Genomic DNA, 14,180 nt, shown 5'->3' on the forward strand with positions numbered 1-14,180 from the left:
CGTGAGAAATGGGGCAAGTCCATTGATCGAGAAGTTCGACCAGTGATGTCGGTGTGGCGTGATTTATCCGCGCCATCTCGAACAGCAGAGTAACTGGACCGACCCAATTGATCCAGTCAGATCTCACTACCCAGGAGCCCGACCATGACCCACCCGACCCTTTCCTCCTCGCGCATCGCCCTGATTACCGGTGGCAGCCGTGGCCTCGGCAAGTCCGCCGCACTGCATCTGGCCGCACAAGGCTGGGATGTGGTCATCACCTACGCCCAGCGCGCCGACGCCGCGCAGGAAACCGTCGCCGCCGTGGAACGCGCGGGACGCAAGGCCGTCGCGCTGCAACTCGACACCGGCCGGGCCAGCACGTTCAAGGCGTTCGCGGAAACGCTGCGCCAGACGCTCTCCGAAACGTTCGGTCGCGACACCTTCGACGCGCTGTTCAACAACGCGGGCACGGGTTCCAACGTCTCGTTCATGGAGACCACCGAAGCGGAATTCGACGACCTGATGAACATCCACCTCAAGGGCGTGTTCTTCCTGACGCAAGCCCTGGTGCCGATGCTTGCCGATGGCGGACGGATCATCAATGTCTCCAGTGGCCTGGCCCGCTTCTACGGCATGGGCAAGACCACCTACGCCACGATGAAGGGCGGCGTGGAGGTGCTCACCCGCTACCTGGCCAAGGAACTCGGCGCACGCGGCATCCGCGTCAACACGCTGGCCCCTGGCGCCATCGCCACCGACTTCGGCAACGGGGTGGTCCGCGACAACCCGCAGGTCAATGCCCTCGTCGCCGCCAACACCGCACTGGGCCGCGTCGGCCAGCCCGACGATATCGGCGGTGCAGTAGCCGCCATGCTCTCGCCGGAAATGGGCTGGATGACTGGCGAGCGGATGGAAGTGTCGGGCGGGATGTTTCTGTGATGCGCTTGCCGAGCGTGTCATAGAGACCGACACCCTCGGCTATGCGCTCCCCTCTCCCGCGTAAGTGGGAGAGGGGTGGGGGTGAGGGCATGCAGTTCAAATCGCGACTTGCTGGTGATTGCACCGCTGGCCCTCTCCCCCGGCCCCTCTCCCGCGTTGCGGGAGAGGGGAGCAAACAAGCCCTCGCCCGCTGCTATGCGCCCCCGCCAGCTTCAAACCACAAAAATTCTTAATGATCCGTAACTTGCCTCACGAACAACATTGATTCTCAATACGGACTTGGCCGATATGTCTCGGCCGGGTCCGCTATTCATCCGCGTTCGTTAGGAGTTCGCTCATGTCGCCCCGTTTTCCGCAATTTCCGTACGCCCGGTGTGGCGTTCACGTGCGCTGATGACGGGGTCGCTGGCGTTCGCCGGGTGGGTGTTGCCGACTGTGCTGCTCTGGGTCGGCTTCTCCGACCTGCTTTACCGACGCATTGCCAATCGTCTGGTGCTGGGGTTGCTCGTGCTGTGGCTGATGCAGCTTGCGTGGCTCGGCCTGCAAGGATCGGAAGCATTGTCATGGCCCGGCATTGCACGCGGCGTCCTTGCCGCTGCCATCGTGCTGATAGTCGGTTACGGCCTGTTTGCCATGCACTGGGCGGGCGCGGGCGATGTGAAGCTGGTGGCCGTGCTGTGCCTGTGGATGGGCAACGAGGTATCCGCGTTCCTCGTGGTCACATCGCTGGCGGGCGGTGTGCTGGCGCTTGGCCTGCCTTTGCTGCGCAGGATCGAGCGATTCCTGGCCGCACGGGTGTCACGGCTCGGCACATGGCTGCATCGGCCGCTACCCACGCCGCTGGCGCTCAGTTCGCACACTACGCCCGGCATCCCCTATGGTTTCGCGATCGCTGCCGGCGCGGCGTTCGTGCTGTTTCACGGCTGATCTCCCCCGCTATGCGTCATCGCACTCTCCCCACCAGCCGCAACCGTGGCGCACTGGCCGTCGAGGCAGCGTTTGCGCTGCCTGTCATCATCGCCGGCGCCATGATGTTCATGGAGTTGGGCAACATCGGCCTGGCCATCAACATGGGCAGTTCGGCACTGGAGCATGCCATCGCGCAGTTCCGCGAGGACCCTGCGGAATCCATCGAAGCCGGACAGATGGAGCGGATGGTGCGCCAGCGCATGGCCGCCGCCTCGCATGGCTATCTGGGTGACAGCGATATCGCTACTGTTGCCGTCGAGAGTTTCACATCGCTCGATGCATTGGATGGCAACGACGCGCGCAAGGCCAAGACGGCGCCGACGCGCACCGTGCCGGTCTGGCGCATCACCGTGGAGATCCGCAAGAACTTCATCACGCCGTTACCGCGCCTGCTGGGCACAGACGGCACGGCATTCCGCTACCAGTACCAGCACTTGCTGGGCGACCTGCCCGCGCAGACACACACACTGTCGCAGGCGAATTAAGTACGTATCCAACATGAAGCAAGGTTAACGTGCCTTGCGCAGTGCGATCACGTAAAAAGAGTGACCGCTGTTCACCCTCTCGAATCATTTATGAGTGTCTCGCCGATGACCACGAACCCAGTCGCCCAGCCCACGCTGTCTTCCCGCCTCAAGCAAGAGACCGCTGCACAGCATGAGCGCATGCACACGCTGATGGAAAGCGCCGATCCGTTTGCGAGCCGCGAAGGCTATGCGCGCTTTGTTGCCGCGCAGTATCTGTTCCAGCGCGATGTGGAGCACCTGTTTGCGGATGCCGCCGTGCGGGCTGCGGTGCCCGATCTCGACGGACGCGGACGCGCCGAGGCATCGCTGGCGGACTTGAAGGATCTGGAGTGGGACGCGCCGACGGGCGACATCGCCAGCGCAGGCGTGGCGATGCCCGAGGCACTGGGCTGGCTCTATGTTTCCGAAGGCTCCACGCTCGGCGCCGCTTTCCTGTTCAAGGCCGCGAAAGAAAGCCTGGGCCTGTCAGCCGAGTTCGGCGCACGCAACCTCGCTGCGTATCCGGAAGGCCGTGCCGTAGCATGGCGCAATTTCGTGGCCGCGCTCGATAGCGATGCCGTGCCGGCACAGGCGCACGATGCGGTGATCGCCGGTGCGAATGCGGCTTACGATCGATTCGGACAGTTGCTGGCCGAGATGTTCGAGACGGCCTGATATCGCAGGATCGGCGGGCGCGCTACGAAGTCGTGAGCGCGTCCTTCAGCCCGGTCTTTGCATTCCAGTGGCGGCGGTCGAGCAGCAGCACGGCCAGCAACCCATGCGGCTCGTTTTCTTCGAGCGACAGGCGCGCACCGTGCAATCGCGCAATGGCATTGACCAATGCCAGGCCGAGACCGCTGCCCGACTGCGTGGTCCCGCCCAGACGCCGGAACCGCTCCACCGCCTGCCCGCGCAGCGCGGGCGGAATGCCCGGACCATGATCGGCCACGCCCAGTGCGATGCCATCGCCACGGCGCCGCGCCAGCAGCACGAGTGTCTCGCCCTTCCCCGCCCCGTCTTTTCTCGCGTATTTGATGGCGTTTTCAAGCAGGTTCGACAACGCCTGGAATAGCAGCGCGCGGTCACCATAGAGTTCGCGCCCCGGCTCGGTCTCGATGCGCAACTCCATGTCCGAGAGCGCCACCAGCGGCGCATAGTATTCGGCAAGATCTTCGAGCAGCGTGCGGGCTTCGAACCATTCGAACGCATGCTCGCAACGGCCCGCTTCCACCTCGCCGATCCGCAGGACCGCACGGAACATGCGCTGGATGCGTTCGGCTTCTTCCAGCGCGCCCACCACATCGTCGCGCATCTGCGGATCGACTTTCTCCGTCAGCGTTTCCAGCCGGTTGTGCAGGCGCGTCAGCGGTGTACGCAGTTCGTGCGCAAGATGGCTGCTCACGCTCTTGACCTCTTCCATCAGCCGATTTACGCGGTGCAACACGTGATTGATGTCCTGACCCAACAGGTCGAACTCGTCACCATCGCGTCCGCACGGCACTACGGCATCACGCTCGCCCGTCACATAGCGGCGCAGTGCACTGCGGATACGGTCCACACGCCGCATGCTGCGGACGCTGGTATAGAGTCCGATCGCAAGGCTCGACAGCAGCACGGCGAACAGACCGGCGCCCGCCACCAGTGGAATCACGCGCAGGCGTTCGCGCATCGGCAGGATGTCGTAGCCGCTGAAGAACACGCCGCCATCGGCCAGCGGCACCTGCACGCCGAACAATTGCGCGAGTCGCGCGCTGGTATCGCTGACGGTCACGTTGCGCCATTGCAAGGCGCAGGGCGGCTCGCATTGCAGCGCGGTCCTGACCTGGGGGTCTCCGAACAGCAGCGTGCCCGCAGGCGACACCACCAATGACTTGCTGCCTTCGCGCTCGCGACTGTCGTCGCGCGCGAGAGCCACGGCCATGCTTTGCGCATCGGAGAAATGATGACTGCGCTCCTGCGTGCGGACGTCGGCCAAGACCATATCGCGCACGTGGCTGTGCAGCAGCGCGTCGATCTGATGCGCACTCAGCAGCACCGTGCCAACGGCCACCAGCAGGAAGATGAACGCCACCATGGACGCATGGCGAAACGTGCTCGTTTCCAGCAGGTGGGCAACGCGTTCAGCCCAGGACATAACCGACCGCGCGCACCGTACGCAGCAACGACCGGGGGAAATTCCGGTCGATCTTGCTGCGCAGCTTGGAGACATGGACGTCTATCAGATTGGTTTGCGGATCGAACTGATATCCCCAGACTTTTTCGAGCAGCATCGCGCGGGTCACCGTGCGGCCAACATTGGTGGCCAGCACCTGCAGCAGCGCGAACTCCTTCTCGGTGAGGTCGATCAACTGGCCGCCACGCGTCACGCGCCGCTCGCGCCAGTCGATGCTGAGGTCTTCCAGTCGCGTGATCCAGTCAGGATCGTTCGGTGTGGCGCGCCACTTGACCATGCCTTCCAGCCGCAGCAGCAGTTCGGTGAAATCGAATGGCTTGCCGAGATAGTCACCAGCGCCAGCGCGCAGCCCTTCTACACGGTCGCTCGGCTGGTCCACGGCGGAGAGCACCATCACCGGCGGATGCGGATAGTCGGCCAGCGCGTTCAGCACGCTGATACCGTCGATGCCGGGCAGCATGCGGTCCAGCAGCACGGCGTCGAAGGCTTCGCTGCCGATCAATTCCAGCGCCTGCTCGCCAGTATTCGTCAGGCGGCAGTCGTGCCCGTTCTGTTGAAGTTTGGCACTGAGCCAATGACTCACCCGCGAATCGTCTTCCACAATCAGAACGCGCATGACAGATTCCCCCTTTTCCTGCTGACCAACGACTTCGACCCGGTGTTTGTGGCTGGATTGGATGCAATCTGTACCAGCTCGGTCGCAATTCTATATGAGACTCATTCTCATTTGTACCCAAAAATGGGTTAATTTTGAAGTTACTGCGATGCATCCACCGCTTTGGGTCTGCCAAAAACGCATTATTAGAGAACTCGAAGCGGCAGAGGATTAACTTTGCTTAACGCTCGCGTGAGCGACGCGGCGCCTGCCCGGCCGTCCGCCGCCCGGTGCAAATTCCTCCTTGACATTGGCTTTGCCATGCACCAAGATACTTTCAATCGCATGCGATTGTTTCGCTTGCGATGGAAATCCACCCGAAATACTTTGTAGGCCAGACATCATGAGCAAGATCGAAAAAGTCCTCTTCACCGGCAAGACCCACACCACTCCGGCCGCAGGCAACGTGCGCCGCGCACATGGCAAGCTCGATATCCAGCTCTCCCCCGGCCGCGACGCCGCGCCGGAACACGTCTTCACATCCATCGAGTCGCATCCCACGGCCGAGCAACTCTTTGCCGGTGCGTGGTCGGCCTGTTATATCGCTGCCATCGGCCTCGCCGCGCAGCAGCGCAAGATTGCACTGCCCGATGGCCTGGCCGTCGATATCGAAGTGGATCTCGGCCAGAGCGGCGCCGAGTATTTTCTCCAGGCTCGCCTGAACGTGACGCTGCCTGGCATCGCCCACGAACAGGCCACGGAGCTGGCGCACGCTGCCGATGCCATCTGCCCGTACTCGAAGGCTGTCCGCGGCAACATCGACGTGGCCATCAACGTAGTGACCGCGTAATCGACCCCAATCAGTCGGATGCGATACACTCGCATCCGACTCTCAACGGGATACATCATGACTGACAGCAGCAAGCAACCGTCCGTACCCAAGCCCCAGCCCGCGCGGCTGTCAGACTTTCTCTGCTTCGCGGTCTATTCCGCGAACCTTGCCTTTGGCAAAGCCTACAAGCCCATCCTCGAACAATTGGGGCTGACCTATCCGCAATACATCACCATCGTTGCGCTCTGGGAGGAAGACGACCAGACCGTCGGCAACCTTGGACAGAAACTGTTTCTGGAATCGAACACGCTCACGCCGCTGCTCAAGAAACTGGAAGCCATGGGCTACGTCGAGCGCCGCCGCGATCCGGCCGACGAACGGCTCGTCCGTATACGGCTGACCGCGAACGGCCGCGATCTGCGCGAACGACAGTCGGAAACAGGACTCGGCGGCGCAACCGGACTCGACGACAAAGCCTTCGCCGAACTGCAAGCGTCGGTCGTGGCCTTGCGAAACAACCTGCTGCGCGCCGTGGAAGCGCGCGAGTAACCGGAGCTTCACCATGGACTACACCCCGATCAGTTGCGAATTCCATGACCGTCTGGAAGACGTGGCCACGCTGCGCAAACAGGCAGTGATCCGCTATCGCGACGCCAACGGTGATATTCAGCAATGCACCGCGAGGATCGCGGACATCGTCAATCTGAAGAAAGAAGAATTCCTGCTGCTGGATTCCGGCGAAAGTATTCGGCTGGATCGGCTGGTGGAGGTGGATGGGTATCTGTTGGCGGATGCGGGTTAGTAGCAACTCTCCTCTTGTTTGCTCCCCTCTCCCGCAAGGCGGGAGAGGGGTCGGGGGGAGAGGGCCGGAGGGTCTGCTTGCCGAGCGCCTCGGGATTTGAACCGCTTGCCCTCTCCCCTGCCCCTCTCCCGGAGGGAGAGGGGAAAACTACCAGTCGCACAACTTCCTTCGCGCTTTACTCGATCACGGTCGCATCAATCACCGACTTGGCAATCGCCGGATCAGACACGCCATCGGCGCCCGTTTCCATCCGGCCTGCAAAGCGCCGCTGGAATCCGCCTTGCGGCACGCTCGCGGTGAAGTCGTACCAGTTGCCCTGCCGTCCCACCGGCCAACTCTGGTCCAACTGCATCCCTGCGGGAATATCGAACGTCAGCGTTTCTCCGTTCCGATAGGCGTTGGCCTTGATGCTGAACTGGCAGGTGGCCGTGCCCAGGTTCATCATCGTCAGGCGCACCGTACCGAGCGGGGGGTCGTAGCAGACCCGCACTTCCGGCGAGGCACGACCTGCGCCGGACGATGCCGAGGTATCGCCAACAAAGCTGCGGTGGAAACCGTTCGGCCCCAGCACCCACAGGTCGTACTTGCCACCATCGGCCAGCGTGTCCCACACGCCGAAGAGTTCCTTGCCCGCCTCCACCGCATAACGACGCGGCGCGCGATCCAGATGCAGACGGTCGTAGACGTGAAACACCGCCGCAGCGCGTCCCGTATTGCGAAGAATCAGCGTGAGCTGGTTCGGTGCGATCTGGTTCGCGGCGTTGGCGTTCTCGCGCGCGCTGACGTGCAATTCATAAGGCAGTGCGCGCGACGGACGCGAGCCCGGGTCCTGCCGCGCCGCGTTGGTCTGCTGCGCAGCGGCGGAAGGCAACGGCACCTGAGCGAGCGCCTGCTGCGCGGCACGCACGGCATCTGCCGATGTTTTTGTGCGGCTCGGCAGCGTGGGCAACACTTCGTTGTTTGGATTGACGAAGTTGAACGCGGAGGTCAGGTCGCCGCAGACCGCGCGCCGATAGTCGCTGATATTCGGTTCCAGCACGCCAAAGCGCTGCTCCAGGAAGCGCAGCACGGACGTGTGATCGAACACCTGCGAGTTGACCCATCCACCCCGGCTCCACGGCGACACCACGTACATCGGCACGCGTGGGCCCGGGCCGTACGGCTTGCCATCGGTGTGGTACTCGGCATCCATCTTGTCGATGGTGGAGCCACCCGTCAGCGGATCGGTCTTGCTGGCCGGTGCGCACGGCGGCGGCGCGTGATCGAAGTAGCCGTCGTTCTCGTCGAAGTTGATCAGCAGGACGGTCTTGCTCCAGACATCGGGATTGCTGGTCAGGATATCGAGCAGTTGCTGCGTGTACCACGCGCCCTGCACCGGGCTCGACGGCCCCGGATGTTCCGAGTACGTGGCCGGTGCCACGATCCACGATACCTGTGGCAGCGTGCCGGCCGCGATATCGTCGCGCAGGCTCTGCATGAAGCCGCTATCGGGCATGGTGTTGGCGATGCCGCGCAGCAGCGGCGTGACTGCATCGTCAGCCGGTGTCCAGGCCGGATACGGGCTGCCGCTCGATGCATTGCCGCGGGCTTCGTTGGCCTGGCGGAACTTGACGAAGCCGGCCAGCGGGTTATCGCTGAAATTGTCCGGCATGTTCTGGTACACCTTCCACGTCACGCCTGCGGCTTGCAGGCGCTCTGCATACGTGGTCCAGCGATAGCCGCTGGTGGATGCGCCGATGGTGTCCTGACTGTTGTCGATCACCGGGCCGCCACCCGTGGCGAGCGGATCGTTGGTGCCGGTCCAGTGGAACACGCGGTTGGGGTTGGTGCCGCCGTGGAACGCGCAGTGGTACGCATCGCACAGCGTGAACGCGTTGGCCAGTGCGAACTGGAAGTCCACCTCGGCCTGCTTGAAGTAGCCCATCGACTGCGTGTTCTTGGAATCCGGCCACTTGGCGATGCGACCCAGGTCCCATGCCGCCTGTGCATCGGGATACGTGTGCGGCGTGCCGCTGACACGTTGTGCGTTGCCCGCGGTGCTGTCGAGGTGATACGGATAGATGTCGCGCGCGGGGCTGCCCACCGTGTATTGCTGCTGCCAGACGTTACGGCCACCCGCCGTGGGAATCGGGAACCGGTCGCCGAAACCGCGCACCCCCTTGAAGGTGCCGAAGTAGTTATCGAACGAGCGGTTTTCCTGCATCAGGATGATGACGTGCTGCACATCGCGAATCGATCCGGTGGCGTTGTTCGCGGGAATGGCAAGCGCGCGGCGGATGGACGGCGGAAGTGCGGTAAGGCCGGCGGCTGCGGCACCCGTGCCGGCCAGCTTCAGGAATTGACGTCTGCTGCTTGTTGTCATGATTCTTGGATTCTCGGAGTTGTTCAGGGAGCGCAACGGGTGGTCGGCGTGTTCTGGGCCGGCGCGTCGATGGGGCGCAGTTCGGAAGCCGGCGTGGCGGTGGTGCCGCCGCTACCGCTATCGCTGCCACCGTCGCCACCGCAGGCGGCCAGCGTGGCAATGGCGGCGGCGCACAGCGCGCCGGTCAGCATGCGGCGCAAGATGGTGCGCGCGTCGATCGAAGGACGAGTGAGGTTCATGTTCGGCAGTTCCGTGAGGCAGCGCCCCATGCGGAGAACGCAAGGGGCCGCAGGTAATCAGGGGATCAGGGGTTCAGTGAAGACAGCGGCTTGTGCGATCCGTCGATGCTCAGCAACTCGTCGGCGGTCAACGCGCGGGTCCAGACGGCTACGTCGTTGAAGTCCATCGCACCGTTCAACGCCCCGGCGTTGTTTGCCACGTAGTTGAACGTGGCGTCGTTGTTCAGCGCCCAGCCCACGCCCAGCCCGTTGAGCTTGGTGACATCGGTATTGGCAATCGCCTTGTTATCCACCTTCTGCATGCCGCGCAGCGGATCGATGATGTAGCCGCTGAAACGCCTGGCCACCGAGTCCACCACGAGTGCCACATAGACCCACTGATTGGCGCTGACTTTCAGGCCGTTGATGTCATCGCGCTTGCCGCTGCCACTGCCGATGTTGAAGCGCAGTTCGCAACTGCCGAACAGTCCGATGGCGATCCCCGCATTGCCACCCGATGCATAGTTCTTGTTCGACATGACCGGCTCGCCGATGCTGTTGCCCTGCGTGCAGTCGGTGCGAAACCAGAAGCCCAGGGTGAACTGGGGCGACAGCGCAAAATCCGCAGCGGCAGGTGTGAAGCGATAGCTGCCCGTGCGCGAATCCACACGCAATGCGTTGGTCTTGAAGTTGTCGGTCACCAGGCTGCCCCCGTCGATACCCGCAACAGCCGCGGTCAGCGTGGAGCCATTCTTCACATCCACCGGCGGCTTCGCATCGAGCGAGTAGTAGATGGCGAGCTGATTGCGCAGCGTATCGGCCAGCAGCATGGGGCGCGTGTAGTTCAACTGCGCAAGATACGAGGTGGCGATGCCGTTGCGCAGCAGCGTGTAGTTGAAGCGATGCAGGCCGGTGGGCAGGTCGAAGTTGCTATCGGTGAAGCTCGTCGCATTTCCTGCCAGCGTGGCCACCTGCACGCCGTCGCGCAGCACGACAATGCTGTCGGCCGCCGTGGCGGGGTTGGTCCACGACAGCACGAGCGAAGCGTTGTAATCCCCGGCCGCGATGCCGATATCGCGTGTACCGCGCGGTGTCTGGAGCGCGATGCCATCGAAATTTCGCGCGGACGCGGCCACGTCAATGCGTGCAAAGGACAGCGCAGTCGGCAGGATGTCCGCCTCGGCAGGCGTATCGGCCAATACCTGATCGCTATCGGGCACCGGTGCGGCAACGCGATTGTTGCTGATATCGACCGGCTGGTTCAACGCAATGAAGGCCGTGCGGTTCTGCAAGGTGGGCACGGCGGTGGGCACACCGGTGCGGTCCAGCCCATACGGCGTGGTGACCACCACGAGCCAGTCTTCCCCGGCGTTGGCCTGCTTGCGTGCATCCACCGCATCGAGCAACTGGCCGAGCGATTGATCGAATGCGGAAAGCGCTGCGGTGTAGCTGCCCGCCTGATAACCGTCGGCCGCAGCGGCCAACGCCGGGGCGCCGAACTGCGCGAGCACAAGATCGTAGCCGGCGCGCACCATCGTCAGTCCCTGTTCGGCCACGCAGCGATCCACGCCCGCGCAATCGATGGCGGTATCGAGCGCACTGCCCGTGCGTGCCTTGGCAAGCAATGCAGGAAGCAGCGGCGACGTGGTGGCTGCGCCGAGCTTGCGTGCGCCGTCAGCCATACGCATACGCTCGAAGAGTGTCGGGACATTCGGACCCGTGTTGCCCTGCGCATCGACGGTTGCAGCGAGGTCGCCATCATCCGCAATCCCATGGCGGTTGGCCCAGCTACCTGTGAGCACCGTCGCCCAGCTTGCCGATGGCAGCGGCGGCTGGGCCGTCAACGTGGCCGGCGTGCCGCCGGTGTGGGATGGCATGACGGCCAGACGTGCCAGGTTGGGCATGGTCTTGCGCGCCATGGCGGCCTGCACCTGGGCATACGTAGCACCGTCCACGCCGATCAGCAGCACCTTGCGTGCCGTGGACGTGCCGGGGGTGTCTGCTGCGGGGCTGGTGGTGGCGCCGTTGCTGCCGTCGCCGCCGCCGCAGGCGGCGAGTACGGTGGTGAGGGCCAGGCCAGCGGCCACGCGTGCGGCGCGGCCTTGGTGCTTTCTGCTCATTGTCGGGATTCCCTGTCGCTGTTGTAGTGCGCGTGCCAACTGGCGCGTGGCATCGTCGGTCTGACAGGACGGCAGCGTACGGGGTGACGTTTTCGGCCAATTGACAGATCCCCCAAATCGACGAATGCGGGGATTCGGAATTTTTGGTTCGGGTTCCGCGCACGGCAAAACGTCCGTTTGACGTGCTTCCGCAGGACAATGCGCAGCGCATCCCAGGGAAACCCTTAGAAACCGGAAATTAACCAAACCGGGTTATTCACCGGGTTCCGGTGGCCGCACATACTGGGCGGGACCCCTCGTCACGTGGGTGGCTTTCTCATGGAGACGCACCGCGCGGCGGTTTCAGGACGGGCGCATTGTCCGAATTTCCAGACGGCAGACGACGCATGAGCGGCAGCTATCACCCCCTATTTGTGCTCCTTTCCGTCATGGTGGCAACCCTGGCCGCGTACACCGCGCTGGAGCTTGCCGCACGGATTCCTTCAGACGCCGAACGCGGACGCCGGCAACGCTGGCTGGCTGGCGGCTGCGTGGCGCTCGGCATCGGTATCTGGTCGATGCACTTCATCGGCATGATGGCGTTGTCGCTGCCCATCGCCATCGGGTTCGACGCGCTGCTGACCACCCTTTCCGTCCTGCTGGCCAGCGCCAGCGCCTATCTGGTGCTGGCCACCGTCACGCGCGGCTCGCTGACGCCGAAGCGGCTTGTGCTGGCCGGCACGCTGATGGGCCTCGGCATTGCGTCGATGCATTATTGCGGCATGGCCGCCATGAAGATGGCGCCGGGTATCCAGTATTCGATGCCCATCGTCGCGCTATCGGTGCTGCTGGCCATCGCGGCGTCGATGGCGGCCCTGCTGATCGCGTTCCGGCTGCGCAATGCGGGCGACGACTATGTCGTCGTGAAGCGCTTTGCTGGCGCGCTGGTCATGGGCCTGGCCATTGCCGGCATGCACTACACCGGCATGGCCGCCGCCAGCTTCGCGCCCGGCGCTGTCTGCCTGACCGTGAACGCCATTGGCGCCGACTGGCTCGCCGCGCTGGTGTCCGTCGCCTCGTTCCTCGTGCTGGCTGGCACACTGTTCTTTCTCGGCTGGCATAACAGCGCGCTGGTCAGTTCCCTGCGCGAAGCCCGGGGCCGCCTCGATCATCTCGGCACGCACGATGCACTGACCAACCTGCCGAACCGGGTGTCGCTGCTGCGCCATATCGAAACAACCATTACCGAGGCATCGCGCACCAACGCGCCGTTCGCCGTACTGTTTCTCGATCTGGACGGGTTCAAGGGCATCAACGATGCACTCGGCCATGCCGTGGGCGACTCGCTGCTGCAGGACTGCGCCACGCGCCTCGTCGACGCCACCGGCACCGATGGACTGGTGGCCCGCGTGGGCGGCGATGAATTCGTGGTGGTGCTCGGCGCAATCGGCGAAGAAGGCAAGGCGGCGGACGTGGCGTCGCGACTGCTGCGCACACTGTGCAAGGAAGGGCTGGCCAATAACGCGCGTCTTCGCACCGCTGCCAGCCTCGGCATCGCCTTCTATCCGAAAGACGGCACCACCGCCGACGAACTGCTGCAAAACGCGGACATCGCGATGTATGCCGCCAAATCCGCCGGACGGAACGCGTACCGTGTGTTCACGCCCGAGATGAGCCTGAAGGCCGACCGGGCGATGGTGCTGCAGCGCGACCTGCCGCACGGCGTGGACGATGGCAGCCTGTACCTGGCCTTCCAGCCCAAGTTCAAGACGCAGAACCGCAACCTGACCGGTGCCGAGGCGCTGATCCGCTGGCGGCATCCGCTCTATGGCGAGGTGCCGACGCCCGAGTTCATCGGCGTGGCCGAACGCTCCGGGCAGATCGTGCAGATTGGCGAATGGGTGGTGGCCGAGGTATGCCGATGGATTCGCCGCTGGGATGATGCCCGGCTGCCAGCCACGCAGATCGCCATCAATCTGTCGGCGGTGCAGTTCGCTGTACCGGATCTTGTGGAGCGCATCGATGCCATCGTGACCGCTGCCGCTGTGTCCCCGTCCCGCTTCATGTTCGAGGTCACCGAGAGCGTCGCCATGCACGATGCCGACAAGACCGCGCAGATCGTGGCGCAGTTCCGCGAGCGGGGCTACGACATGGCCATCGACGGCTTCGGCACCGGCTATTCCAGCCTGGCCCACCTGCAGCGCTTCCGCGTGAAGCAACTCAAGATCGACCGCTTCTTCACGGGCGAGCTCGATGTCCACGAGGTGGAAGGCCGCGCATTGCTGCAGGCCATCGTCACGCTATCGCACGCGCTGCAGATGGATGTGGTGGCCGAAGGGGTGGAGACGCCCACGCAATTGCGCAAGATCCAGGATGTGGGCTGCGACGAGGTGCAGGGGTTCTTGCTGGCCACGCCGCTGGCCGGTGCGGATTTTGAGGCGGTGATGCGTGAGTGTTCTCCCCTCTCACGCTCATCTTTTCTCCCCTCTTCCGCCGCCATTTCGCTCCCCTCTCCCGCCCTGCGGGAGAGGGGTTAGGGGAGAGGGCCGGAGGTTCTGCTTGCCGACCTCATCGCAATTTGCACTGCCGGCCCTCTCCCCTGTAGTGGTCAAGTAATCTTGGACACTTTTTCAGGCAGACCTACTCTTTAAAGCCTCGTACTCGGCCGGCGGCATGTCTTGCGTCGCCGAGTGAAGCCTGCGA

The 14,180-nt window shown here is 63.7% G+C and carries 13 protein-coding genes; 8 read left to right on the plus strand and 5 right to left on the minus strand.

Features of this window, described 5'->3' with window-relative positions; genetic code table 11:
• Nucleotides 1-144 precede the first annotated feature (144 nt).
• The 4 genes from FFS21_RS30290 to FFS21_RS30305 all read left to right on the plus strand — a co-directional run bounded on the left by FFS21_RS30290 (nt 145) and on the right by FFS21_RS30305 (nt 3,071).
• Nucleotides 145-921 (plus strand): SDR family NAD(P)-dependent oxidoreductase, encoded by a 777-nt coding sequence (locus FFS21_RS30290; protein ID WP_137928363.1) that lies wholly within the window; start codon nt 145-147, stop codon nt 919-921.
• A 393-nt stretch (nt 922-1,314) separates the two neighbouring features.
• On the plus strand, nt 1,315-1,848 hold the full coding sequence (locus tag FFS21_RS30295; protein ID WP_137928364.1) for an A24 family peptidase: 534 nt from the start codon (nt 1,315-1,317) through the stop codon (nt 1,846-1,848).
• A gap of 11 nt (nt 1,849-1,859) precedes the next feature.
• Entirely contained in the window at nt 1,860-2,375 is a 516-nt protein-coding gene (locus FFS21_RS30300) for a hypothetical protein (protein ID WP_137928365.1), read from the plus strand.
• Between the two features lie 105 nt (nt 2,376-2,480).
• A complete protein-coding gene (locus tag FFS21_RS30305) occupies nt 2,481-3,071 on the plus strand; it encodes a biliverdin-producing heme oxygenase (protein ID WP_137928366.1) in 591 nt (196 codons plus the stop codon).
• Nucleotides 3,072-3,093: 22 nt separating this feature from the next.
• On the opposite strand, the gene FFS21_RS30310 is transcribed toward FFS21_RS30305, so the two are convergent.
• Nucleotides 3,094-4,530 carry a sensor histidine kinase gene (locus FFS21_RS30310; RefSeq protein ID WP_171020527.1) on the minus strand — a complete coding sequence of 479 codons (1,437 nt, stop codon included), beginning with the start codon at nt 4,528-4,530 and terminating at the stop codon, nt 3,094-3,096.
• A complete protein-coding gene (locus tag FFS21_RS30315) occupies nt 4,517-5,185 on the minus strand; it encodes a response regulator transcription factor (protein WP_137928368.1) in 669 nt (222 codons plus the stop codon). The genes FFS21_RS30310 and FFS21_RS30315 overlap by 14 nt, the downstream gene beginning before the upstream one ends.
• Nucleotides 5,186-5,567: 382 nt before the next feature.
• Here FFS21_RS30315 and FFS21_RS30320 point away from each other — a divergent pair, with 382 nt between their 5' ends.
• The 3 genes from FFS21_RS30320 to FFS21_RS30330 are packed head-to-tail and all read left to right on the plus strand — an operon-like array spanning nt 5,568 to nt 6,798.
• Nucleotides 5,568-6,014: an Ohr family peroxiredoxin gene (locus FFS21_RS30320; RefSeq protein ID WP_137928369.1), complete on the plus strand. Its 447-nt coding sequence runs from the start codon at nt 5,568-5,570 to the stop codon at nt 6,012-6,014.
• 57 nt (nt 6,015-6,071) lie between these two features.
• Complete coding sequence (locus FFS21_RS30325; RefSeq protein ID WP_137928370.1) at nt 6,072-6,545, plus strand: MarR family winged helix-turn-helix transcriptional regulator; 474 nt, start codon at nt 6,072-6,074, stop codon at nt 6,543-6,545.
• Between the two features lie 13 nt (nt 6,546-6,558).
• Entirely contained in the window at nt 6,559-6,798 is a 240-nt protein-coding gene (locus FFS21_RS30330; protein WP_137928371.1) for a hypothetical protein, read from the plus strand.
• 175 nt (nt 6,799-6,973) lie between these two features.
• Here FFS21_RS30330 and FFS21_RS30335 read toward each other — a convergent pair whose 3' ends face one another.
• The 3 genes from FFS21_RS30335 to FFS21_RS30345 all read right to left on the minus strand — a co-directional run bounded on the left by FFS21_RS30335 (nt 6,974) and on the right by FFS21_RS30345 (nt 11,498).
• A complete protein-coding gene (locus tag FFS21_RS30335; protein WP_137928372.1) occupies nt 6,974-9,160 on the minus strand; it encodes a phosphocholine-specific phospholipase C in 2,187 nt (728 codons plus the stop codon).
• A 23-nt stretch (nt 9,161-9,183) separates the two neighbouring features.
• Nucleotides 9,184-9,399, minus strand: a complete 216-nt coding sequence (locus FFS21_RS30340; RefSeq protein ID WP_137928373.1) for a hypothetical protein — start codon at nt 9,397-9,399, stop codon at nt 9,184-9,186.
• A gap of 65 nt (nt 9,400-9,464) precedes the next feature.
• Entirely contained in the window at nt 9,465-11,498 is a 2,034-nt protein-coding gene (locus FFS21_RS30345; RefSeq protein WP_137928374.1) for a LamG-like jellyroll fold domain-containing protein, read from the minus strand.
• A gap of 386 nt (nt 11,499-11,884) precedes the next feature.
• Here FFS21_RS30345 and FFS21_RS30350 point away from each other — a divergent pair, with 386 nt between their 5' ends.
• Nucleotides 11,885-14,014, plus strand: coding sequence for a putative bifunctional diguanylate cyclase/phosphodiesterase (locus FFS21_RS30350; protein ID WP_137928375.1), 2,130 nt, complete (start codon nt 11,885-11,887; stop codon nt 14,012-14,014).
• Nucleotides 14,015-14,180: the final 166 nt, after the last annotated feature.

Source organism: Cupriavidus sp. 2SB (assembly GCF_005503625.1).
In the GTDB taxonomy this organism is placed as follows: Bacteria; Pseudomonadota; Gammaproteobacteria; order Burkholderiales; family Burkholderiaceae; genus Cupriavidus.

Coding starts and splice junctions, on each gene's coding strand:
- FFS21_RS30290 (WP_137928363.1), top strand. CDS start 145: ATGACCCACCCGACCCTTTCCTCCTCGCGCATCGCCCTGATTACCGGT.
- FFS21_RS30295 (WP_137928364.1), top strand. CDS start 1,315: ATGACGGGGTCGCTGGCGTTCGCCGGGTGGGTGTTGCCGACTGTGCTG.
- FFS21_RS30300 (WP_137928365.1), top strand. CDS start 1,860: ATGCGTCATCGCACTCTCCCCACCAGCCGCAACCGTGGCGCACTGGCC.
- FFS21_RS30305 (WP_137928366.1), top strand. CDS start 2,481: ATGACCACGAACCCAGTCGCCCAGCCCACGCTGTCTTCCCGCCTCAAG.
- FFS21_RS30310 (WP_171020527.1), bottom strand. CDS start 4,530: ATGTCCTGGGCTGAACGCGTTGCCCACCTGCTGGAAACGAGCACGTTT.
- FFS21_RS30315 (WP_137928368.1), bottom strand. CDS start 5,185: ATGCGCGTTCTGATTGTGGAAGACGATTCGCGGGTGAGTCATTGGCTC.
- FFS21_RS30320 (WP_137928369.1), top strand. CDS start 5,568: ATGAGCAAGATCGAAAAAGTCCTCTTCACCGGCAAGACCCACACCACT.
- FFS21_RS30325 (WP_137928370.1), top strand. CDS start 6,072: ATGACTGACAGCAGCAAGCAACCGTCCGTACCCAAGCCCCAGCCCGCG.
- FFS21_RS30330 (WP_137928371.1), top strand. CDS start 6,559: ATGGACTACACCCCGATCAGTTGCGAATTCCATGACCGTCTGGAAGAC.
- FFS21_RS30335 (WP_137928372.1), bottom strand. CDS start 9,160: ATGACAACAAGCAGCAGACGTCAATTCCTGAAGCTGGCCGGCACGGGT.
- FFS21_RS30340 (WP_137928373.1), bottom strand. CDS start 9,399: ATGAACCTCACTCGTCCTTCGATCGACGCGCGCACCATCTTGCGCCGC.
- FFS21_RS30345 (WP_137928374.1), bottom strand. CDS start 11,498: ATGAGCAGAAAGCACCAAGGCCGCGCCGCACGCGTGGCCGCTGGCCTG.
- FFS21_RS30350 (WP_137928375.1), top strand. CDS start 11,885: ATGAGCGGCAGCTATCACCCCCTATTTGTGCTCCTTTCCGTCATGGTG.